Source organism: Novosphingobium sp. BL-S-19 (genome assembly GCF_055521675.1).
Genome location: NZ_CM145498.1, coordinates 2,659,052 through 2,679,278, shown reverse-complemented (window position 1 = coordinate 2,679,278; position 20,227 = coordinate 2,659,052). Strand labels below are relative to the sequence as shown.

The 20,227-nt window shown below is 65.0% G+C and carries 21 protein-coding genes; 12 read left to right on the top strand and 9 right to left on the bottom strand.

All coding sequences use genetic code 11. The annotated features are described in order from the left end of the window. Nucleotides 1-23: 23 nt before the first annotated feature. Nucleotides 24-302 (bottom strand): hypothetical protein, encoded by a 279-nt coding sequence (locus ACZ1JV_RS20785; protein ID WP_465150328.1) that lies wholly within the window; start codon nt 300-302, stop codon nt 24-26. A gap of 295 nt (nt 303-597) precedes the next feature. Between ACZ1JV_RS20785 and ACZ1JV_RS20780 the strand changes: the two genes are divergently transcribed. After that, nucleotides 598-2,721 carry a malate synthase G gene (locus ACZ1JV_RS20780; protein WP_465152618.1) on the top strand — a complete coding sequence of 708 codons (2,124 nt, stop codon included), beginning with the start codon at nt 598-600 and terminating at the stop codon, nt 2,719-2,721. A gap of 83 nt (nt 2,722-2,804) precedes the next feature. Continuing rightward, the gene (locus ACZ1JV_RS20775; protein WP_465150327.1) at nt 2,805-3,257 is read left to right on the top strand and encodes a hypothetical protein; all 453 of its coding nucleotides are present in this window, start codon (nt 2,805-2,807) and stop codon (nt 3,255-3,257) included. A 31-nt stretch (nt 3,258-3,288) separates the two neighbouring features. Here ACZ1JV_RS20775 and rsmA read toward each other — a convergent pair whose 3' ends face one another. The 4 genes from rsmA to ACZ1JV_RS20755 all read right to left on the bottom strand — a co-directional run bounded on the left by rsmA (nt 3,289) and on the right by ACZ1JV_RS20755 (nt 9,062). Continuing rightward, nucleotides 3,289-4,107 (bottom strand): 16S rRNA (adenine(1518)-N(6)/adenine(1519)-N(6))-dimethyltransferase RsmA, encoded by an 819-nt coding sequence (gene rsmA / locus ACZ1JV_RS20770; RefSeq protein ID WP_465150326.1) that lies wholly within the window; start codon nt 4,105-4,107, stop codon nt 3,289-3,291. After that, a complete protein-coding gene (pdxA, locus tag ACZ1JV_RS20765; protein ID WP_465150325.1) occupies nt 4,104-5,171 on the bottom strand; it encodes a 4-hydroxythreonine-4-phosphate dehydrogenase PdxA in 1,068 nt (355 codons plus the stop codon). The genes rsmA and pdxA overlap by 4 nt, the downstream gene beginning before the upstream one ends. Further along, nucleotides 5,146-6,543 carry a peptidylprolyl isomerase gene (locus ACZ1JV_RS20760; RefSeq protein ID WP_465152617.1) on the bottom strand — a complete coding sequence of 466 codons (1,398 nt, stop codon included), beginning with the start codon at nt 6,541-6,543 and terminating at the stop codon, nt 5,146-5,148. The genes pdxA and ACZ1JV_RS20760 overlap by 26 nt, the downstream gene beginning before the upstream one ends. A gap of 215 nt (nt 6,544-6,758) precedes the next feature. Beyond that, entirely contained in the window at nt 6,759-9,062 is a 2,304-nt protein-coding gene (locus tag ACZ1JV_RS20755) for an LPS-assembly protein LptD (protein WP_465150324.1), read from the bottom strand. Between the two features lie 95 nt (nt 9,063-9,157). On the opposite strand from ACZ1JV_RS20755, the gene ACZ1JV_RS20750 reads away from it, so the two are divergent. The 6 genes from ACZ1JV_RS20750 to ACZ1JV_RS20725 all read left to right on the top strand — a co-directional run bounded on the left by ACZ1JV_RS20750 (nt 9,158) and on the right by ACZ1JV_RS20725 (nt 13,113). Beyond that, complete coding sequence (locus tag ACZ1JV_RS20750; RefSeq protein ID WP_465150323.1) at nt 9,158-10,621, top strand: leucyl aminopeptidase; 1,464 nt, start codon at nt 9,158-9,160, stop codon at nt 10,619-10,621. A 22-nt stretch (nt 10,622-10,643) separates the two neighbouring features. After that, complete coding sequence (locus tag ACZ1JV_RS20745) at nt 10,644-11,081, top strand: DNA polymerase III subunit chi (protein ID WP_465150322.1); 438 nt, start codon at nt 10,644-10,646, stop codon at nt 11,079-11,081. Between the two features lie 110 nt (nt 11,082-11,191). After that, the gene (ndk, locus tag ACZ1JV_RS20740; protein ID WP_054440762.1) at nt 11,192-11,614 is read left to right on the top strand and encodes a nucleoside-diphosphate kinase; all 423 of its coding nucleotides are present in this window, start codon (nt 11,192-11,194) and stop codon (nt 11,612-11,614) included. Nucleotides 11,615-11,728: 114 nt separating this feature from the next. Beyond that, on the top strand, nt 11,729-12,457 hold the full coding sequence (locus ACZ1JV_RS20735) for an MliC family protein (RefSeq protein ID WP_465150321.1): 729 nt from the start codon (nt 11,729-11,731) through the stop codon (nt 12,455-12,457). A 66-nt stretch (nt 12,458-12,523) separates the two neighbouring features. Then, nucleotides 12,524-12,769 carry a hypothetical protein gene (locus ACZ1JV_RS20730; RefSeq protein WP_465135617.1) on the top strand — a complete coding sequence of 82 codons (246 nt, stop codon included), beginning with the start codon at nt 12,524-12,526 and terminating at the stop codon, nt 12,767-12,769. Between the two features lie 89 nt (nt 12,770-12,858). Then, on the top strand, nt 12,859-13,113 hold the full coding sequence (locus ACZ1JV_RS20725) for a YdcH family protein (RefSeq protein WP_465135616.1): 255 nt from the start codon (nt 12,859-12,861) through the stop codon (nt 13,111-13,113). A gap of 216 nt (nt 13,114-13,329) precedes the next feature. Here the strand turns inward: ACZ1JV_RS20725 and purN are convergent, their stop codons facing one another. Together purN and purM are read right to left on the bottom strand one after the other, a co-directional pair. Beyond that, nucleotides 13,330-14,283, bottom strand: coding sequence for a phosphoribosylglycinamide formyltransferase (gene purN, locus ACZ1JV_RS20720; RefSeq protein WP_465150320.1), 954 nt, complete (start codon nt 14,281-14,283; stop codon nt 13,330-13,332). After that, on the bottom strand, nt 14,276-15,379 hold the full coding sequence (gene purM, locus ACZ1JV_RS20715) for a phosphoribosylformylglycinamidine cyclo-ligase (protein ID WP_465150319.1): 1,104 nt from the start codon (nt 15,377-15,379) through the stop codon (nt 14,276-14,278). Before purM ends, purN begins: the two co-directional genes overlap by 8 nt. A gap of 70 nt (nt 15,380-15,449) precedes the next feature. On the opposite strand from purM, the gene ACZ1JV_RS20710 reads away from it, so the two are divergent. Genes ACZ1JV_RS20710 through ACZ1JV_RS20695 form a run of 4 tightly spaced genes read left to right on the top strand, consistent with a single transcriptional unit; the run spans nt 15,450 to nt 18,546 of the window. After that, the gene (locus ACZ1JV_RS20710; RefSeq protein ID WP_465150318.1) at nt 15,450-16,757 is read left to right on the top strand and encodes a heavy-metal-associated domain-containing protein; all 1,308 of its coding nucleotides are present in this window, start codon (nt 15,450-15,452) and stop codon (nt 16,755-16,757) included. A 13-nt stretch (nt 16,758-16,770) separates the two neighbouring features. After that, entirely contained in the window at nt 16,771-17,394 is a 624-nt protein-coding gene (locus tag ACZ1JV_RS20705) for a P-loop NTPase family protein (protein ID WP_465150317.1), read from the top strand. 53 nt (nt 17,395-17,447) lie between these two features. Next, nucleotides 17,448-18,149, top strand: a complete 702-nt coding sequence (gene epsC / locus ACZ1JV_RS20700; RefSeq protein WP_465150316.1) for a serine O-acetyltransferase EpsC — start codon at nt 17,448-17,450, stop codon at nt 18,147-18,149. A 7-nt stretch (nt 18,150-18,156) separates the two neighbouring features. Next, nucleotides 18,157-18,546 (top strand): DUF2794 domain-containing protein, encoded by a 390-nt coding sequence (locus ACZ1JV_RS20695; protein ID WP_465150315.1) that lies wholly within the window; start codon nt 18,157-18,159, stop codon nt 18,544-18,546. A 3-nt stretch (nt 18,547-18,549) separates the two neighbouring features. On the opposite strand, the gene ACZ1JV_RS20690 is transcribed toward ACZ1JV_RS20695, so the two are convergent. Together ACZ1JV_RS20690 and ACZ1JV_RS20685 are read right to left on the bottom strand one after the other, a co-directional pair. Further along, a complete protein-coding gene (locus ACZ1JV_RS20690) occupies nt 18,550-19,227 on the bottom strand; it encodes a DUF4328 domain-containing protein (protein ID WP_465150314.1) in 678 nt (225 codons plus the stop codon). A 79-nt stretch (nt 19,228-19,306) separates the two neighbouring features. Continuing rightward, complete coding sequence (locus ACZ1JV_RS20685; RefSeq protein ID WP_465150313.1) at nt 19,307-20,218, bottom strand: SDR family NAD(P)-dependent oxidoreductase; 912 nt, start codon at nt 20,216-20,218, stop codon at nt 19,307-19,309. Nucleotides 20,219-20,227: the final 9 nt, after the last annotated feature.

Below are 20,227 nucleotides of genomic sequence, written 5' to 3'. Positions count from 1 at the left end.
GAGTGCGGAAGAATCGGGAGTGGTCAGGCGGCTTCGCGGTCCCGAAGCGACGGTGCGCCGTGGGTCGCTTCAGCTGCGGCCAGTCGCTGCGCCTTCTCGTACTTCAGCGCGTCCAGGATCTTGCCGCCGGCCATGAACACCGCGCCGGTGCAGGCCAGAAACAGCAGCTTGCCGCCGAAACCCGGAAACCGCGTCAGGTAGACGCTGCCGCGCTCCACCGCGCCCAGCGCGAGCGCATAAATGATCATGTAAGCTTCCCAATTCGTCTTGATGACGAAAAGCCGGGCGATTTTGCGAAACATGACGTTCCTTCTCGGCCTCGCCCCCACCTTGCTCTCATTCCACTGAGCAACGTCCATGCCAGTCACGGGTTCCAGGCGGACTTGATGGTTGACGAGTCCTTACAATGTAAGCCTTTCCGACGCCGTTGTAAGAGGGACCGACGAGGTACTCCCTTTGCGGCACACCGGCGAAGGCGCTGTTGCCAATTGCGGATCGATCGGGCATAGGTGCAGCGATTCCTCCCCGGGACAGTCTTGGCTACTATCACGGACGCGCCGCGCTCTCTTGAGCCGCGCGTATGGACTGCGAGGAATGATGACGGACAATTTGGAAAGAGCGGGCCTGCGGGTCGACGCGGGACTTGCGCGCTTTGTCGAGGAGCAGGTCCTGCCCCCCGTTGGCCTCGACGCGGCGGCGTTCTGGAGCGGCTTTGCGGCGCTGGTGGACGAATTCGCCCCGCGCAATCGCGCTTTGCTGGCGAAGCGGGACGATCTTCAGGCGCAGATCGACGCATGGCATCTGGCCTGCGCGGGCAAGCCGATCGATCAGGACGAATATCAGGCCGTCCTGCGCCAGATCGGCTATCTCGTCCCCGAACCGGGCGATTTCACCATCGGCACCAAGGGCGTCGATTCCGAAATCGCGACCATGGCCGGGCCGCAGCTGGTCGTTCCCGTACTCAACGCGCGTTTCCTGCTGAATGCTGCCAATGCCCGCTGGGGTAGCCTCTACGACGCGTTCTACGGCACCGACGCGCTGGATGCGGCGCCTGCGCAGGGCAAGGGCTATGACCCGGTGCGCGGCGCTGCGGTGATCGCGGCCGGGCGTGCATTTCTGGACAAGGCGCTGCCGCTGGCCGCAGGGTCCTGGGCCGATGCCGAAACGGCCGATGCCCCGCTGGCGGATCCGTCGCAGTTCGTTGGGGAGACTGCCAACGGTCGTCTCTATTGCTCGAACGGCCTCGGCGTCGAGATCGTGGTCGATCCGTCGAGCCCGGTCGGCGTGACCGACAAGGCGGGCATTGCCGACATCGTCCTCGAATCCGCGCTGACTACCATCGTCGATCTGGAGGATTCGGTCGCGGCGGTCGATGCCGAGGACAAGCTGGCCGCCTATTCCAACTGGCTGGGCCTGATCCGCGGCGACCTGACCGAGACGTTCGAGAAGGGCGGCAAGACGCTGACCCGCGAACTGGCGGGGAACAAGACCGTCACCGCGCCCGGCGGCAAGTCGGTCGATCTGCCGGGGCGTTCGCTGCTGTTCATTCGCAATGTCGGCCATCTGATGACCAATCCGGCGATCCTGCTGCCCGATGGCAGCGAGATTCCCGAAGGCGTGATGGATGCCGTGCTCACCAGCGCCATCGGCAAGCAGGATGTCATGAGCCTCACCCGTTTCGGCAATAGCCGCGAAGGGTCCATCTACATCGTCAAGCCGAAGATGCACGGGCCGGAAGAGTGCGCCTTCACCAATGACCTGTTCGATGCCGTCGAAGACCTGCTGGGGCTGGACCGCCACACGATCAAGGTCGGCGTCATGGACGAGGAACGGCGGACTTCGGCCAATCTTGCCGCCTGCATCCATGCGGTGAAGGACCGTATCGTTTTCATCAACACCGGCTTCCTCGACCGCACGGGGGATGAGATCCACACCTCGATGCGGGCCGGGCCGATGATCCGCAAGAATGCGATCAAGGCCTCGACCTGGATCGCCGCTTACGAGAAGCGCAATGTCGCCATCGGCCTGGCGCACGGGCTTTCGGGCGTGGCGCAGATCGGCAAGGGCATGTGGGCCGCGCCGGACATGATGCGCGACATGCTGGAACAGAAGATCGGCCATCCGAAGACGGGCGCGAACACCGCGTGGGTGCCTTCGCCCACTGCGGCGACGCTCCATGCGATGCATTACCATCAGGTCGACGTGTTCGGTCTGCGCGAAGAAATAGGGCAGGGTGACGTTCCGGGGCTCGACCTGCTGCTGCAGGTTCCGCTGGCCGATGGCGCGAACTGGTCCGAGGAGGAGATTCGCGAGGAGCTGGAGAACAATGCGCAGGGCTTGCTCGGCTATGTCGTGCGCTGGATCGATCAGGGTGTCGGGTGCTCCAAGGTGCCTGATATTAACGATGTGGGCCTGATGGAAGACCGGGCGACCTTGCGCATTTCCAGCCAGCACATGGCCAACTGGCTGCTGCACGGCGTTTGCAGCGAGGCGCAGGTGATGGATGCGCTGCACCGCATGGCGGCCAAGGTCGATGCCCAGAATGCAGGCGATCCGCTCTATGAGCCGATGGCGGGCAACTGGAATACGTCCTTCGCGTTCCGCGCGGCCTGCGATCTGGTGTTCAGGGGCGTGGAACAGCCCAACGGTTATACTGAGCCGCTGCTCCATGCGTGGCGTCTGCGGAAGAAGGCGGAAGCACCGACTATGGTTGATGCCTGATTTACACTGCTTATCAGTATTAACTTCCTTTTGAAGCTTGGCGGATATGGTCCCCGGGTGACGAGTGCCGGGGGCCGTATTCCATGAAGGAGCAGAAGATTCTCGCGGGGGAGCACGCGCGCATGTCTGTGCGGCTGCGTGTGCGGGGGTCTGCGAGTGGCGGCGATGCGCAGGTGCTGGCGGCCAGTACACGTGCGCTGCGCGTATCGATGAGCGCACCGCCGGCACGGGGCGAAATCGTGGAGATCATGGTGGGCCGTCAGTCGCTGGTCGGCTGGGTGCGTTGGCGGATCGGCCGGCGCTGCGGCATCGGGTTGGCCGAGCCGATCAACGTCATCGCCCTGCTGGCGGGCGACGTGGTCCCGCTTGTTCTGCCGCCTGCGACGGAGATCGCTTTCGAACGTCGCCGCACATTGGCGGTGGCACTTGCCTCGGACGGTCCGATACAGGCGCGCCTGTTTCAGGCAGCGGTTATTTTGGCGATCCTGACATGCGGCACGGCATGGGTTCTCCACCTCGCCGGCATGGCCGGCTGACCTAAGGCCCTGAATTTAAACAATATGCGCGTCAGGACAGTTCGCGCGCCACGCTGACGAATTCGGAAACCGACAGCGTCTCCGCGCGGCGCTGGGCATCGATGCCCAACCGTTCCAGCGCATCCAGCGCGCCGGGCACGCCCTTCAGGCTCTGACGCAGCATCTTGCGGCGCTGGCCGAAGGCGGCTTCCGTCACCCGTTCCAGCACGCGCATGGACACGCCTTCGGGCGCCTCGCCCGGCACCACATGGATGATGGCGGACATGACCTTGGGCGGCGGTGTGAAGGCGCTGCGGTGCACCTTCAGCGCCAGCTTCGCCTTCGAACGCCACTGCGCCAGCACGGCCAGTCGGCCATAGGCGGAGGTATCGGGATCGGCCACGATGCGGCGAGCCACTTCCTCCTGGAACATCAGCGTCAGCGATAGCCATTGCGGGGGCCAGGCCGCGCCCGAGAGCCAGCTGGTGAACAGCGCGGTGCCGACGTTGTAGGGCAGGTTGGAGGCGATGTGGTATGGCCCGTCGAACAGCGTCGCCGGGTCGATCTTCATCGCGTCGCCCTCGATCACCTTCAGCTTGCCGGGGAAGGCGGCTCCCAGTTCGGCAAGCGCGGGAAGGCAGCGGCGGTCCATCTCGATCGCGGTGACATTCGCCCCGGCGCGGAGCAGCGCGCGGGTCAGGCCGCCGGGGCCGGGGCCTACTTCGAGCACGTTCGCGCCATCAAGGCTGCCGGGGATCGCGGCGATCCGGTCCAGCAACTGTTCGTCGAACAGGAAGTTCTGGCCCAGCGCCTTGCTGGCCGAAAGCCCGTGCTTCGCGATCACTTCGCGCAAGGGGGGAAGGGTGGTCATGCAGTCAATTCCGTGGAGAGCCGCCGCGCGGCGCATTCGCCGGCCATGCGCAGCGCCGCGATCATCGCGCCCGCGCTGGCCACGCCCTTGCCGGCGATGGCGAACGCGGTGCCGTGATCGGGCGAGGTGCGCACGATCGGCAGGCCGAGCGTGACGTTGACGCCGGCGTCGAAATCCAGCGTCTTGATCGGGATCAGCGCCTGATCGTGATACATGCAGAGCGCCACGTCGAACCGGCTGCGCTCATGCGCGGCGAACAGCGCGTCGGCGGGATGCGGGCCGGTGACGGCAAGGCCCTCTGCGGCAAGCGCGGCGATGGCGGGGATGATTGTGTCGATTTCCTCGCGCCCCATGCGGCCGTCTTCGCCGGCGTGGGGGTTGAGGCCGGTGATCGCGATGCGGGCGGGTGAAAGGCCGAAGTCTCGTGCCAGCGCGCGGGCAACGATCCGCGCCTTGCGTTCGATCAGGTCGCGGGTAAGCAGCCTTGGCACCTGAGTCAGCGCCACGTGGACGGTTAGTGGCACCGTGCGCAGGTTCGGCCCGGCCAGCATCATCACCGCATCGTCATGTGCCACACCGCAGGCATCGGCGCAGAATTCGGTCTGGCCGGGCTGGGTGAAGCCCACTTCGGCCAACTTGGACTTGGCGATGGGGCCGGTGACGATGGCGCCCGCCGCACCCGAAACCGCCAGCGCGGCGGCCTGAGAGAGCGAATGGAGTGCCAGTTCGGCGCCTTCGCGCGAAGGGCGGCCGAAATCGGCGGGTGCGTCCGCATCGCCCAGCACGGGCAGCCCGTGGGCAAAGGCTTCGCGGGCCTCGGCCGGATCGGCGATGCGGATCACCGGCAGGTCGATGCCCCGCGTGCGTGCGGCGGCGGCCAGCACCCGGCTGCCGCCCACCACGAAGAACGGCGTGAGCGCCGCCTCGTCCCGGCGGGCCCAGCTTTCCGCGATCAGTTCGGGGGCGATCCCGGCGGGATCGCCCAGCGAAACGGCAAGCGGCGCCGCAGGCGTGACTTCGGTGCCGCCCACGCAGCGATCAGTTGTATTCGATGATCGCGTCACGCCGCAGATCGCGCAGGTACATCTGCGCACGCTTGTTGACGCGGTCGTCCTCGATCTGGGCCTGAAGCTGTTCGAAGCTGGGCCCCGAATCGACCTGCGGATCGTCGCGGCCGCAGAGCATCAGGATGCGCACGCCCTCGGTCAGCGAACCGAACGGCGGCAGCGTCTCACCGGGCGAGAGGTTGAGGATCGAGGTCTGGATGGGGCCGGGCAGATCGCGCGCCTTGACCTGATCGTTGGTGACGACCTGCGCACCGATGCCGGTGGCAACCTTGTCCACATCACCACAGCCCTTGGCGGTGGCGATGCTCTTGGCGAAGGCTTCGGCGCGGCTGTTGGCGTCGGCCTCGCTGATGCCCTTGGGGAAGTTCATCGAGATCTGCTTCAGCGACAGCACCGCGTCGCGCGGATCGGCGGTCAGCACCTGGCGCTTGTCGATCAGGTAGATGATGTCGTAGCCGCCGGGCACTTCCACCGGGCCGACCAACTGGCCGGGCTGCATGTCGCGCGCGGCAGTGGCCAGTTCGGCGGGCAGCTGGCCAAGGCGAATCCAGCCAAGGTCGCCGCCGACCGCGGCGGTGGACGCCTGCGAGTACTGGCGGGCATAGGCGACGAAGCTGCCGCCCTGCTTGAGCTGCTGCACGATCTGCATCGCGTTCTGGTAGACTTGCTGCGACGATTCCGGGGTCGAGGACAGATAGATCTCGCCCAGCCGGTACTCGTCGGTACCCTTGGCCGCCTTCATGCGTTCCAGCATTTCGTTCACTTCGTCGTCGGAGACGTTGATGAACGGCTGGACGTTACGCTGCAGCAGGCGCTGCCACGAAAGCTCACCGCGGATCTGGCGCTTCAGCGATTCGGGCGAAGACCCGACGCGCTTCAGGTAGCCGTCCATGGCCTTGGTATCCTGGCCGAAGTTCTGCGAGGCAACGCGCGCATAAGTCTGGTCGACTTCCGCGTCGTCCACCGTCACGTCGGCAGCCTTGGCGCCCTGGATCTGCAGGGTTTCGTCGATCAGGTTGCGCAGCACCTGCAGACGCAGACGCTTCTTCTCTTCCTCATCGATCTTGCCCTGGTTGGCGGCCAGGATCAGCGCCAGGCGCTGGTCGACGTCGGTACCGGTGATGATGTCGCCGTTAACCACGGCCGTCGCGCGGCGCAGGTTCGGGTTGTCGTTGCCGAAGATCTTGACGTCGTCCGGGATGACGATGTCGCCCTGTTCGGACGTGGAAGACGCCACCGGGGCATCGGCCTGCGCGCCGGCCTGTGCAAGCGCGACCGTCGACGTCGCGAGCGGGGAGAAAGCGGACGCGATTGCGCCACCGGCGATCGCGCAATTGCGTGCCGCGCGCTTGAACCTGCTACCTTGGATTGCTGTCACCGTGTTCTCTATCCCGTCTGCGACCGGTCATTCCCGGTCCCCGGGCGCGGGTGCAAAACACCCCGCGCACGTTTTCCGGCCTATGTCGGCCTGCGGCTTAACCGAAACTGAGTGCGTCCGATAGCGGCTTTGGCAAGGCCTGCCAACGCCCCGGACGCGTGCCGGTCAACCAATTGATGTGCCTGTCGATGTCAAGAAGGCTTGCCTCAGTGAACCCCGATGTTCTTGAGGGCGAAGTGAAGCTGGAAGGAATTGCCCTTGCGCGCGTCGCCGTTGGATACGTAGTCGCGGCGCCAGGTCAGCGAGATTTCGAGGCAATCGTCCTCGTATGCGAAGCCAAGGCGCGTGCGCAGCGGCTGGAAACCGTCCGACCCGTTGGTGGGATCCTCGCTCTTGTCGGTCAGGTTGACCACCGCCGAACCGAACATCGACCAGTAGTTCGCAAAGGCCACGCGGCCGGCGGCGCGCACTTCCTCGCGATCCTGAAGATCCTCGATCATGTTCGAGATGTTGCGGTCCAGCTTGGCGTAACCCATTTCGAAATAGGTCTGGTTGCCGCCCAGCGAAAGGTCGAATTCGTTGCGGCGGAAGGCCAGGCTGTCCTTGTCCAGCCGGAAGCGGTGGATCACGCTGACGAAGTTGCGGTAGCGCACTTCGGTCCGGCCGACATAGTCCGAAGTCTTGTCGGCAAGGCCGGTGCCGTCGGGCAGGATCTGTTCTTCGTTGCTGAGCCGGATCGACTGGCCCAGCGTGCTTTTCACGCGCCAGCGCGGGCGTTCGAACGTCCAGTCGAACCCGTAAGTGAAGCGCACGCCATCCTCGAACCGGTCATAGCCGGGGAAGCGATTGAGCGAGAAGAGGTTGGTATCCTCCAGTTCGATCGCGCGCGAATCCTCGTTCGGGATTTCAAGGTTGCGGATATGCGGCGTGGCGACCAGCTGGACGCGCGGGGTGAGGACCTGCGTACCGCCGAAGACCTGGCCGACCAGCGGCCATTTCACATCGGCTGCGGCCAGCGCGATTGCGCGGCCCTGCCAGCCCGATTCGCCGCGGTAGAGCAGGGTGGTGGTCGTGTCGTTCTCGTCGGAATGATAGACGTCGCCGCGCAGCAGGCCGGTCAGCACCAGTTCCTGGCCCATGCTGGTGATCTTGCGCAGCGACCATTGGGCGCTGGCGAACGCGCGCTGCGTATCCTGCCCCTCCTTGCGCGTGATGCCCATGGTGTTCGCCTGAATCTCGAACTTGCCGCCCAGCAGCGGATCGTCGATGCGGCGGCGATAGTCGATCACCGGAATGGCGACGGGCATCAACCCCTGGTCCTGCCCGGAGCGCATGGTCTGCGTGGTATATCCGGCGAAGGAGAAATAGCTGTCCTGATCGATCCGCTCGATCTCCACGCTGGAGCGCAGGCGATCGTCGCGGCTGATGTCATAGCGGCGCAGGAACGTGCGATCCGTCGCGCGGCGGATGGAGGCGGTGATGCTCCAGTTCGGGTCGAGCTGGAACTTGCCGTTGGCGAAGATATAGCCGCGAAACGCGCGTTCGCGGTTTGGATCGGGATTGGTATCGTCCAGCGAGATGCGGTTGGACGAGGTGGCATAGCCGGTGATCTGATATGCGCCCTTGTCGGTAAGCGCGCGATATTCGAACGAGGCCATCGGCGCCGACTTGGTGAAGACGTGCAGTGTGCCGGTGAGATCGCGGTTGGGGGCGATCTTCCAATAGTACGACTGGGCGACTTCGATGCCGTTGGACGGGCTGGACTTGATATCCGGTACCAGGAAGCCCGATACCGCGCCGCCATTGGTGCTGACCGTCAGGCCCAGCAGCGGGATCTGCACTTTGCCGAAGAGTTCCAGCCGCGCGTCGGAAAAGCGGACGAGGCTCTTTTCCTCGCTGTAGACCACCGTCTTGGCCAGCACGCTCCAGGTCGGGCTCTTGGGGCATCCGCTGTCGTCGGACACCGCGCAGCCGGTGTAGGCGGCGTGGTGCAGCACGACATCGCCGTTGGCCAGCCGCTCACCCTTGTTCGCCGCCAGCCGCGCGCCTTCGCGCAGCACCAGCAGCAGGTTTTCCATCGCGCCGGTCTTCAACTCGTCGGTCAGTTCGACCTGTTCGGTATAGAGCTGGTTGCCGTTCTGATCGACCAAACGGACATTGCCGGTGCCGACGATCTGGCCGGTGTTGCGATTCCAGGTGACGGTATCGGCGCGCACGGATTGCTTGTCCTTGCGCAGCACGACATTGCCCTTGGCGGTAACCGTTTCGCCGTTCTGATCGTACTCGACAGTGTCCGCCTCGAACGCGACGGGCACTTCTTCCGCAGTTTCTGCAGGAGGCGCCGGCGGCGCGCCCTGGATCGGTGTGGTGTCAACCGGACGGGTCAGGTCCTGTGCCGATGCAGCGCAAGGCAATGAAATGGAGGCAATTCCCACGGCCAGCAGGGGCAGCGGGAGGGAAAGCAAGCGCAATTTGCGGACATGCAGCAGGGTCTGAGCGGCCGGGAGCATGGCTTGCCTATCGCACCGCCTGTGCCTAACTGCAATCCGCTGTTGCGGCGAAGCGCACAAGTCCGTCGCTCGCCCACGAGAATTCAGGAGATCCCATGAATATCCAGTTCCTTGACGCCGCTGCCGCCCCCACGGCGCGTCTGGTCGCCCGCTTCGTGAATCAGGACGCGATTCCCGCCGATCTGGAAGCGGTGCTGGCGGAAGGCGCGAAAGCCTCGCGCTTTACCGGCAAGGCCGGACAGGTGTTCGAGGGCTTCGTAGAGCGTGACGGCAAGATCGTGCGCGTGGCGCTGGCCGGGATCGGTGCTGCCGATGGTAAGGACCGCAAGGGCGCTGTCGAGCGTGCGGGCGCGGGCATTGTCGCCAAGTACCTGACCTCGGGCGAAACCGCTGTGACGCTGGACCTGACCGGCGCCGGCCTTTCGGCCGACGAAGCGGCTGGCGCTCTCCTCGGCGCAGTGCTGCGCGCATGGCGTCTCGACACCTATCGCACCAAGCTGGCCGATGACGCGAAGCCCAGCCTGGTCGACATCGCCGTGATCGGCGCGCCGGAAGGCACCGAGGCGGTCTGGGCCGTGGAACAGGCCATCGTGGAAGGCGTGTCCTTCACCCGTGAACTGGTGACCGAGCCGGCCAACGCGATCTATCCGGAATCGTTCGTCGCGCGCTGCGAGGCTAAGATGGCCGGCAGCGGCCTGAAGGTTCGCGTGCTGGACGAGAAGGAAATGGCCGATCTCGGCATGGGCTCACTGCTGGGCGTGGCGCAGGGCTCTGCGCGTCCGGCGCGCCTGCTGGTGCTGGAATGGCTGGGCGGCAATGCCGGCGAAGCCCCGGTTGCCTTCGTGGGCAAGGGCGTGACGTTCGACACCGGCGGCATCTCGATCAAGCCGGCGGCCGGCATGGAAGACATGAAGTGGGACATGGGCGGCGCCGGCGCGGTGGCCGGCACCATGCTCGCCCTCGCGCTGCGCAAGGCGAAGGCCAACGTGGTCGGCGTCTGCGGCCTTGTGGAAAACATGCCCGACGGCAATGCCCAGCGCCCCGGTGACGTCGTCACCTCGCTCTCGGGCCAGACCATCGAAGTCATCAACACCGATGCCGAAGGCCGTCTGGTGCTGTGCGACGCGCTGACCTGGGTGCAGCGTGAGTACAAGCCGGCCAAGGTGGTGGACCTTGCCACCCTGACCGGCGCGATCATCCTGTCGCTGGCGCACGAATATGCGGGTCTGTTCTCGAACAACGACGACCTTGCCGCGCAGCTCACCGCCGCCGGCGACACCTCGGGCGACCGCCTGTGGCGCATGCCGATGGGCCCGAACTACGACAAGATGATCGACAGCCCGATCGCCGACATCAAGAACGTCGGGCCGCGCTTTGGCGGCTCGATCACCGCGGCGCAGTTCCTCCTGCGTTTCATCGAGAACGACACCCCCTGGGCACACCTCGACATTGCCGGCACCGTGTGGACCGACAAGCCGGGCGCGACCTGGGACAAGGGTGCTTCGGGCTTCGGCGTGCGCCTGCTCGACCGCTTCGTGCGCGACAACCTCGAAGCATAAGTAAAACGGGCAGGGCCGCGACATGCGCGTCGATTTCTATCAGCTCAGTCGTGACCCTGCCGAAAGCGCATTGGCGCTGATCGCCGGAAAGGTCGCGGGGAATGGCGAGCGTCTGCTCGTCGTCTCCGCCGACCTTGGCCAGCGCCAGCGCATCTGTCAGGCGCTGTGGTCCACTGGCCCCGAAAGTTTCCTCGCCAACGGTTTCGCGGGCGAGAACGGAGAGGGTCGCCAGCCGATCCTCATTTCCGACGCGCCTGAGCCTGCCAACGGCGCCAAATTCATGGCGATTGCCGATGGCCAGTGGCGCGAGGGTGCGGAGCCTTTCGCGCGCACCTTCTTCCTGTTCGACCAGTCCACCCTCCAGCACGCGCGCGATACGTGGCGCGCGCTGCGCGAACGTGAGGGCGTGGAGCACTATTACTGGAAGCAGGATGGCGGGAGATGGGTTCAGGCCGGATGATTTTCCCCCTCTGAGGGTTAATCATTACAGCGCCTAATTCTTGCGGAGCGACGCGTTCCCGGCTACGGGCCCGCGCAACAATTCAAAACCCCTCTCGCAAGGAACCTACCATGGCGGTTACCCGCACCTTCTCGATCATCAAGCCCGACGCGACCCGCCGCAACCTGACCGGCGGCGTGACCAAGCTGCTTGAAGAAGCCGGCCTGCGCGTCGTCGCTTCGAAGCGCATCCAGCTCTCGCAGGAGCAGGCTGAAGGCTTCTACGCCGTCCACAAGGAACGCCCCTTCTTCAACGATCTGGTGTCGTTCATGATCTCGGGCCCGGTGGTCGTGCAGGTTCTCGAAGGCGAAGACGCCGTGAAGACCAACCGCGACGTGATGGGCGCCACCAACCCGGCCGACGCTGCTGAAGGCACCATCCGCAAGACCTTCGCCGAATCGATCGAAGCCAACTCGGTCCACGGTTCGGACTCGGACGAGAACGCGGCGATCGAAATCGCCTACTTCTTCAAGCCCGAAGAAATCGTCGGCTGAAGCAAGCGCTTCATTCGATAATGAGAAGGCCGTCCAGTTGGGCGGCCTTTTTGTTTTTGTTCGAGTGGTTTCACTGGTAATTGGTTGTCCGTCTCATGCGACTGGAGGCAGGCGATGAAGCAATTGGCCGTACCTAGCATACTCCTGTTCCTCGCAGCCTGTTCGGGCGGGGGAGGCGCAGAACCCAGTCCTTCAGCCAGTCCCGAGGTAGAGGATACGGCCACCGAGTTCGTCACCGAGACGGTGGCGGCCACAGATGCGGCACCGGCCGCGGTGGCGACGCCCAGCTTCGATTGTGCGAAGGCGGATGGCGATACGCAGAAGCTGATCTGCACCACGCCCGAACTGGCGGCGATGGATCGCGAACTGATGCGGCTCTACGAGCTTGCCCTTACCGGCCCGCACGTAAACGCGCAGCGCAAGAAGGAGCTTCAGGCCACCCAGCGCGGCTGGATCAAGGGGCGCGACGATTGCTGGAAGGCCGACGACAAGCCCGCCTGCGTGCGCAATCAATATGCCATGCGCATTCACGAACTGCGTGAAGGCTATGCCGATGCCCGTGCGGACGATGCCAAGGGGGTGTCGAAAGGCCCGCTGGCGCTGGCCTGCAACGGTCAGGACTTCGGCGTCTCCGTCACTTTCGTGAACACCGATCCCGGTGCGGTCTGGCTGGCGTGGAAGGATCAGGGGGTGGGGCTTGCCCATGTCGTCAGTGCATCGGGCGCGCTTTACGAAGGGCAGAACTACGCCGGCAAGGCCAGCCTCTTCACCAAGGGTGACGACGCTATGCTGACGCTGCCCGGCGGCACGCAGAAGACCTGCAAGATCGAGGAAATCGGCTGAGCGGCATGCTTTTCGATTTGGCGCTGCCGGCATCTGAGTTACTTTCCCCGCCAAGAGGAGAGAAAAATGCAAGGCATGGGTGAAACGGGCGAAGCCTGCCCCTTCGAATTCAATTTCGACGCCGCCTCGTTCAAGGTGGGCGATACCGTCAGCTACCGCGTCAACGGCAGCCTTGAAGGCTTTCCTTTCGTGGGCACGCTGGTGGAGGTTCACGACGACCACGTCCTGATCGCGGGTGATCCGCGCGAGCCTGACAAGCGCTATCTCGGCACCCGTGAAAGCCGGCCGCAGGTGGATTACTCGCAGATCTGAAATTTTCCGCCTTGCGCTTGATCTCGCGCAAGATGCGGCGAGGGGCGAGGGGCTAAAATCGAAGCTCGATCGAGCACAGAGGAGAGCCGATGACCTACAAGCCCCACGAACTCGCCGAGGAATTTCCCGAGGATATCGAAGTCCTGCACCACCTCAAGGCCACGCGCGGCCATTTTGCGGCGCTTGTCGATCGCTATGGCGAGGTGAACGGGAAGATAAACCGGATCGAGGAGCAACTGGAAGTCGCCTCCGACGCGCGGCTGGAGGACCTCAAGAAGGAGCGTCTGACCCTGCTTGACCAGATCGGCCGGATGATCCGCGACGCGAGGGCGGTTGGGGCCTGATTCAAGCGGCGGTTTGGGGTGTTGGGGCTGCCAGGTTGGGTGGCCGGCACACGCCCGCCGAACCCATTACATTTCGTCGCCCCCGCGAAGGCGGGGGCCCCGCTTCCTTTTCTCCACGCGCGCGACGAAAAGCGGGATCCCCGCCTTCGCGGGGATGACGGGAGTTATGTTGATGGGTGAGGGTGGGGAATTTAGCGCCGGGTTATCGGCGCTCTCTCAGAATTGATCCGCCACATCCAGCAGCGCGGTCAGCTTCTTCGGCGCCACTGCGCGCCATGAGCGCGAGAGCCAGTCCGCAATCGCATCCCAGTCGTTCTCGCCAAGATCCAGACGGATGCCGATCCAGCCGTCGCCGAAATAAGCGGGACGGAAGTAGCGGTCTTCGTCCTGCTCGATCAGCATGGCCTGCTCGTCCGGGCCGCTGATCTTCACCAGCAGCGCGGTGCGACCGTCGCCGTGATGGTCGGACGTGAAGTAGGCGAACTTCTTGCCCTTCACGATGCCGAAACAAGGCATGCCGTGGCTGGAAATCTCATCCGCTTCCGGCAGCGCCATGGCGCGTTCGCGCACGCGCTCCAGCAGCCACTCGGGCGACGCCTCACGCGAGACGAGATCGGCCAGGCAGCGCGAATAGAGTTGGTGCTCGGCGATCAGCACACGCGCGGCCAGCGTCTCGGCGGTGTCGCCGGGTACGATGGCGACCGGAAGCTGGCCGAGGATCGGGCCTTCGTCGAGTTCGGGGATGACGAGGTGAACGGTCACGCCGCCATGGCTGTCGCCAGCGTCGATGGCGCGCTGGTGGGTCTGCAGGCCGGTGTACTTGGGCAGCAGGGAAGGGTGGATGTTGACCATCCGCCCGTTCCACTTCTCAACGAAGGTGTCGGTGAGGATGCGCATGTAACCGGCGAGAGCGACCCACTGGGCGCCCGATTCGCGAATCGCTGCATCCATCGCCGCGTCGTGTTCCTCGCGGCTCATTCCCTTGTGGCTGAGCGCGAAGGTCGCCACACCCTCGGTCGCGGCGAGCGCAAGGCCCGACGCGTCCGGCTTGTTGCTGGCGACGAGGACGATCTCATACGGGCAGCCGTCCAGCCGGCTGGCATAGAGCAGCGCGGCCATGTTGGTGCCGCTGCCCGAAATGAGGACCGCGATCTTTGCCTTGTCAGGCAAGGTGGATGGCTTCCCAGTCTTCGCGGGCAGACCATTCCTCGGCCTTGCCTTGAACGGTGCAGCCCTTGTCGCCTTCTTCGATCACGCCGATCACAAAGACGGTTTCGCCGGCGGCTTCCAGTTCGGCCTTCAGCGAAGCGACTTCGTCCGGCGAGACTGCCAGAACCATGCCGATGCCGCAGTTGAAGGTGCGGGCCATCTCGCCCGGCTCGATATTGCCCTGCGCCTGCAGGAACGCCATTAGGCGCGGTTGCGGCCAGGCGCCAACGTCGATGCGGGCATGCAGGCCCTTGGGGAGAACGCGCGGGATGTTTTCAAGCAGGCCGCCGCCGGTGATGTGGGCAAGCGCATTGATACGACCGGCGCGGATGAAGGGCAGCAGGCTCTTCACATAGATGCGCGTGGGCGCGATCAGCGCGTCGATCAGCAGCACGTCCGAATCGAACAGTGCGGGGCGGTCGAGCTTCCAGCCCTTGTCTTCGGCCAGACGGCGAACCAGCGAATAGCCGTTCGAGTGCACGCCCGAGGACGCGAGGCCCAGCAGGATGTCGCCATCGGCCACCTTGTCGCCGGTCAGCTGTTCGCCGCGTTCCACGGCGCCGACGCAGAAGCCGGCAAGATCGTAATCGCCGGCGGCATACATGCCCGGCATTTCGGCGGTTTCGCCGCCGATGAGGGCGCAGCCCGACATCTTGCAGCCTTCGGCAATACCGGCGACCACACGCTCGGCCACGCCGTTCTCAAGCTTTCCGGTGGCGAAATAATCGAGGAAGAACAGGGGCTCCGCGCCCTGGACGATAAGGTCGTTCACGCACATGGCGACAAGGTCGATGCCGATATGATCATGGCGGTCATGATCGATCGCCAGCTTGACCTTGGTGCCCACGCCGTCGTTCGCGGCGACCAGCAGCGGATCTTTATAGCCGGCGGCGCGTGGGTCGAAGAAGCCACCGAAGCCACCCAGTTCGGCATCGGCGCCGGGGCGTGCGGTGGATTTCGCCAGCGGGCCGATGGCCTTCACCAGTGCGTTTCCTGCGGCGATCGAGACGCCGGCCTGCTCGTAAGAGTAGCTCTTCGGGGAGTTATCGTCGGACATTGCGCGCCCCTATCGCTTTCCGGCTTGGATTTCCATTCCCGTTTAGGCAAAAGGCGCATCGGTTTCGACGATGGCGATCACGTTCTCCCAGAATTTCCGGCGATTGGCCGGCCACGACAAGGGTCGGCGCTGGACTGCGGCACGTGCAGCAGTGCTGCTCGGCGGCTGCGCGGCGCTTGGAATGGTCGGATTCGGCGCCTGGCGAATCGCCGCGCAAGTTGAAGGCGACCGCGGAATTCCTCCGCTCGCCAATTCCGAAGACATCCAGGTCAACGGCATTCAGGTCGATGTGACGGCCAAGACCGGCGCGGAAGCGCGACTCGAAGGCTGGAAGCAGGCCGAGAAGGAAGCCTGGAAGAAACTGGGCGGGCCGGACATGCCGGTCGAATCGATCGATGCCATGGTCTCATCAGTGGTGATCGGGCAGGAACAGGTCGGCCCGCGCCGCTATATCGCCACGCTGGGCGTGATCTTCGACAAGGGCAAGGCAGGTCAGTTCGTGGGCGGTGGCGGTGCCGTCGCGCGGTCCGCGCCGTTGCTGCTGGTGCCGGTGCTCTATTCGGGCGGCGTGCAGCAGGTCTTCGAAGTGCGCGGCCCCTGGCAGAAGGCATGGGCCGAGTTCCAGGCCTCGCAAAGCCCGGTCGATTACGTTCGCCCCGTGGGCGCAGGCGGCGATTCGCTGCTGCTGACCGCCGGGCAGGCGACTCGCCGCAGCCGCCTGTGGTGGCGCGGCGTGCTCGATCAGTTCGGCGCGACCGACGTGCTGATCCCGGTCGCCCGGCTTGAGCGTCAGTGGCCCGGTGGGCCGATCCACGGCACGTTCACTGCGCGCTACGGCCCGGACAATACTTTCCTCGACAGTTTCGAACTGGACGCGGCAAGCGATCAGGAACTGCCCGCCATGATGGCGAAGGCGGTGGACCGGGTCGACGGTATCTATCGCACGGCGCTGGCCAGCGGGCAGTTGCATCCTGATCCCACGCTGACGATGAGCCAGGCCGCGCTGGACCGGGCATTCGCCGAACTGCGCCAGAAACTGATGCCGCAGGGCGCGCCGCCGCCCGATGTGGATGTGGCGCCGATCGTGCCGAACCTTCCGGTGCCGCCGGCCCCGACGGCGGGCGCGCCTGCCGCAGCGACGGTGGAGACGGTTTCGGTCCAGTTCGCCAGCCCGGATGCTGCATCGGTCGATGCCGCGCTCGCCGCCGTGCGCGGTGCGCCCGGCGTGAAGGGCGCGGCCACTGTCAGTCTGGCGATCGGTGGCATTTCCGTATTGCGGGTGAGCGCCGAAGGTGGTGCCGACCGGCTGGCTGCCGCTCTGAAAGCGCAGGGCTGGAAGGTTTCGGCAGGGGGCGGCGCGCTGAGAATCAGCCGCTAGAAGGTTTCGGGGGATGAGGCAGATACCACTTCCACTGTCGACCGCGAGCGACAGCCCGCCGCGCATTGTCGTGGGCAACGCCAACGCACATGCGGTGGATGCATTGCTGGAACCGGGCCAGTGGCCGTTTCACGCCGCGATTCTTTCCGGGCCGGCCCGGGCGGGCAAGTCCCTGCTGGCGCGCTGGTTCGTGGAGACCGGGCAGGGCGACGCGCTGGACGATGCGGACCGCATGGAAGAGGACGCGGTGTTCCACGCCTGGAACCGTGCGCAGGAAAGCCACCGGCCGCTGCTGATCGTTGCCAGCCATCGCCGTGGCGAAGGCGAGGGGCGCTGGCAGGTGGCGCTGCCGGACCTGCGTTCGCGCCTTGGCGCCGCGCTGGAACTGGAAATCGACGCGCCGGATGAGGCGATGATGGCCGACCTGATCGACGTTCACGCGCAGATGCGCGGGCTGGCGCTTGATCCGACGGCGATCGACTACCTTGTACCGCGCGCGGAGCGTAGCCATCTGGGCGTCGAGCGGCTGGTCGGCGCGATCGATCGTCTCAGTCTGGAACGCAAGCAGCCGCCGACACTGGCGATCTGGCGCGATGCGCTGGAAGAGGTTAAGGGCGGCGACACCAAAGGTATTTGACCATCGGTTCGGCAGGCATTGCCATGCGGACCGTTTGATGGGAGATTCGCGCGATGCTGGGTAATCTCGTCCGCTATCTGGACTCGGTCGTCGCGCGCGACCCTGCACCGCGTTCGCGGTGGGAAGTGCTGCTCTATCCGGGCGTCTGGGCGCTGTTCTTTCACAAGATCGCACACCGCCTGTTCCGTGCCGACCTGTTCTTCATGGCGCGCGTGGTGAACCACATCTCCCGCTTCCTGACGGCGATCGACATCCATCCGGGCGCGACGATCGGGAAGAACTTCTTCATCGACCATGGCTTCACCGTGATCGGCGAGACGGCCGAGATCGGCGACAACGTGACGATCTACCAGTGCGTGACGCTGGGCGGTTCCAACCCCACCAACGGAAAGGGCGGCAAGCGTCACCCGACGCTGCTGGACAACGTGATCGTGGGCTCCGGCGCGCAGATCATCGGCCCCGTCACCGTAGGCAAGCGCGCCCGCGTGGGCGCCAGCGCGGTGGTGACCGAGGACGTGCCAGAAGGCGCGACGATGATCGGCGTCAAGGCCCGCTCCACGCTGGTCAAGGCGGAGACTTACGCCAAGGAATTCATGCCCTACGGCACGCCCTGCAAGGAGCCGTGCGAACCGGTGGGCAGCCAGCGCGTGGACGAACTGGAAGAGCAGGTTGCCGCGCTGCGGGCGCAGGTCGATCAGTTGCTGAAAGCGCGTGAGGTAGAGAAACACGCCGAACCGGTCGTGAAGGGCGCCTGACGCGGGAATGGCGGCAGGCCCACACGGCAGCGGGAATCCGGGCAGCGCAAGTTCGCTTCCGGCAGGCGTAGTCGCCTTTCCGGGGCGCGTGCCGCTTCAGATCGGTTTCGACCGGTTGGAACTCCAGCGCATCCTCGATCTCTACGGCCGCATGGTCGCAGCCGGAATGTGGCGCGACTACGCGATGGATTTCGACAAGGAGGCGGCGCAGTTTAGCGCCTTCCGCCGCGCGGCGGAGCGCCCGCAGGCACGCATCGAAAAGCGTCCGGCCCTGCGCGCCAAGCAGGGCATGTGGACGCTGTTCGGTGAGGCCGGGCAAATCCTCAAGCGCGGGCACGAACTGGTGAATGTACTCAGCCCGCTGGAGCGCAAACTGCTCAAAGTGGTTGAGGACTGACGCTCAGGCGAAGATCGATTTTCCGTCCATCAGTGAGTCTTGCGCAGTGGTGATCCGGCGCACGATCACGGTCAGATAGCCCGCGGCAAGGCACCAGAAGACGAGGCCAGCCAGGCTCAGCCCCAAAGCCAGCGCAGTGGGCGTCAAGATCTTGAAGGGGGTCAATAGGTTGATGAATGCGGTGATGAACTGCATGGTCATCAGCAGCGTTCCGGCCAGCAGGCAGGTCCACCATGTCGTCACCGCCCCGACGCTGGCCCGCGCCTGATATTCGTCTTCCCCATGGCTGCGATTCCACAGTTCGCGCATCGTTGCGAAGGGGACGAACAGTTGCGCTATCGGCACGAACATGCTGGCCACGGCCCACAGCGGCCTAGCCACCAATCCCGACAGGCCGACATTGCGCAAGTTGGCGATGGCCTTGTGGAACCACAGCAGGAACGCGACCACGGCGATCAGGTAAAAGACCGCGGCAGCCATGATCGCAAGTCCGGCGACACCCGCCCAAATCGTGAATTGCGAGTCGGTGCGGTAGGCACCATGGCGCAGCAAGTACTGCATGACCGCGATGGCCGGAACGATCACCACACAGCACAGTGCGCTGCCCGCCGCGGCCACTTGCGTGACGATGGAATAAGTCTTCAGCCGCGCCTTGTCGCGCGGTGCAATCTGCCCCTGCATTGCCCTGTATTCCCCCGGTAATATCGCGTTCTTTGAATTGTAGTGCGGGGAGAGGGGCGTCAACGCAGCAGTACGAATTTTAATCGTTGGATTTCAGCAGCAACGACAAGGCGTGATGCGCCTGTTCCATGCCGGTTTCCAGCACCCGGTCGCCCGCACGGTCGCGCACGCGGTTCCACGCGGCCGCAAAGCCTTCGACGGTGAGCGCATCGCCTTCCAGCAACACGCCTTCGTTCATGGTGATGAACACGCCCTGGCAGACTCCGCCCCCGGCCGCGACGATGGCGTCGGTAGGGGCATCGTTAGAAACGAGATAGAGTGCGGCGGGCACCACGGCCTCCGGCTCGAAGGCGGCATAGGCTTCGTCGGGGAAGATGTCCGCCGTCATCCGCGTGCCGGCGGTGGGCGCCAGCGAATTGACGCGGATGCCGTACTTGGCGCCTTCCATGCGCAAGGTGCGGGCCAGCCCCAGCACGCCCGCCTTGGCGGCGCCGTAGTTGGCCTGCCCGAAATTGCCGCCGAGGCCGCTGGAGCTGGTGGTCATCAGCACGCGGCCATAGTTTTGCTCCCGCATGGTGTCCCACACCGCCTTGGTGGCGCAGGCGCTGCCCAGCAGGTGGACGCGCACCACCAGTTCGAAATCGGCCATGTCCATCTTGGCGAAAGTGCGGTCACGCAGGATGCCGGCATTGTTGATCAGTACATGGATGCCACCCCAGGCTTCCTTCGCGCGGGCAACCATCGCCTGCATCTGCGCGAAATCCGAAACGTCGCCGCCATCGGCCATGGCCTCGCCGCCAAGCGCCTGGATTTCCTCGACAACGGCAAGCGCGGCATCGGAATGGCCCGATCCGTCGCGCGCGGCGCCAAGATCGTTCACCACCACTTTCGCGCCGCGCCGCGCCAGTTCTAGCGCATAGGCCCGGCCAAGGCCGTGGCCCGCTCCGGTAACGATGGCGACTTGTCCGGCGAACGAGATGGGATCTTGCATCGCGCCGAA

What these genes read in the sequence shown, in the direction of transcription:
- ACZ1JV_RS20785 (WP_465150328.1), bottom strand. Translation starts at nt 302, where the DNA reads ATGTTTCGCAAAATCGCCCGGCTTTTCGTCATCAAGACGAATTGGGAA.
- ACZ1JV_RS20780 (WP_465152618.1), top strand. Translation starts at nt 598, where the DNA reads ATGACGGACAATTTGGAAAGAGCGGGCCTGCGGGTCGACGCGGGACTT.
- ACZ1JV_RS20775 (WP_465150327.1), top strand. Translation starts at nt 2,805, where the DNA reads ATGAAGGAGCAGAAGATTCTCGCGGGGGAGCACGCGCGCATGTCTGTG.
- rsmA (WP_465150326.1), bottom strand. Translation starts at nt 4,107, where the DNA reads ATGACCACCCTTCCCCCCTTGCGCGAAGTGATCGCGAAGCACGGGCTT.
- ACZ1JV_RS20755 (WP_465150324.1), bottom strand. Translation starts at nt 9,062, where the DNA reads ATGCTCCCGGCCGCTCAGACCCTGCTGCATGTCCGCAAATTGCGCTTG.
- ACZ1JV_RS20750 (WP_465150323.1), top strand. Translation starts at nt 9,158, where the DNA reads ATGAATATCCAGTTCCTTGACGCCGCTGCCGCCCCCACGGCGCGTCTG.
- ACZ1JV_RS20745 (WP_465150322.1), top strand. Translation starts at nt 10,644, where the DNA reads ATGCGCGTCGATTTCTATCAGCTCAGTCGTGACCCTGCCGAAAGCGCA.
- ndk (WP_054440762.1), top strand. Translation starts at nt 11,192, where the DNA reads ATGGCGGTTACCCGCACCTTCTCGATCATCAAGCCCGACGCGACCCGC.
- ACZ1JV_RS20735 (WP_465150321.1), top strand. Translation starts at nt 11,729, where the DNA reads ATGAAGCAATTGGCCGTACCTAGCATACTCCTGTTCCTCGCAGCCTGT.
- ACZ1JV_RS20730 (WP_465135617.1), top strand. Translation starts at nt 12,524, where the DNA reads ATGCAAGGCATGGGTGAAACGGGCGAAGCCTGCCCCTTCGAATTCAAT.
- ACZ1JV_RS20725 (WP_465135616.1), top strand. Translation starts at nt 12,859, where the DNA reads ATGACCTACAAGCCCCACGAACTCGCCGAGGAATTTCCCGAGGATATC.
- purM (WP_465150319.1), bottom strand. Translation starts at nt 15,379, where the DNA reads ATGTCCGACGATAACTCCCCGAAGAGCTACTCTTACGAGCAGGCCGGC.
- ACZ1JV_RS20710 (WP_465150318.1), top strand. Translation starts at nt 15,450, where the DNA reads ATGGCGATCACGTTCTCCCAGAATTTCCGGCGATTGGCCGGCCACGAC.
- ACZ1JV_RS20705 (WP_465150317.1), top strand. Translation starts at nt 16,771, where the DNA reads ATGAGGCAGATACCACTTCCACTGTCGACCGCGAGCGACAGCCCGCCG.
- epsC (WP_465150316.1), top strand. Translation starts at nt 17,448, where the DNA reads ATGCTGGGTAATCTCGTCCGCTATCTGGACTCGGTCGTCGCGCGCGAC.
- ACZ1JV_RS20695 (WP_465150315.1), top strand. Translation starts at nt 18,157, where the DNA reads ATGGCGGCAGGCCCACACGGCAGCGGGAATCCGGGCAGCGCAAGTTCG.
- ACZ1JV_RS20690 (WP_465150314.1), bottom strand. Translation starts at nt 19,227, where the DNA reads ATGCAGGGGCAGATTGCACCGCGCGACAAGGCGCGGCTGAAGACTTAT.
- ACZ1JV_RS20685 (WP_465150313.1), bottom strand. Translation starts at nt 20,218, where the DNA reads ATGCAAGATCCCATCTCGTTCGCCGGACAAGTCGCCATCGTTACCGGA.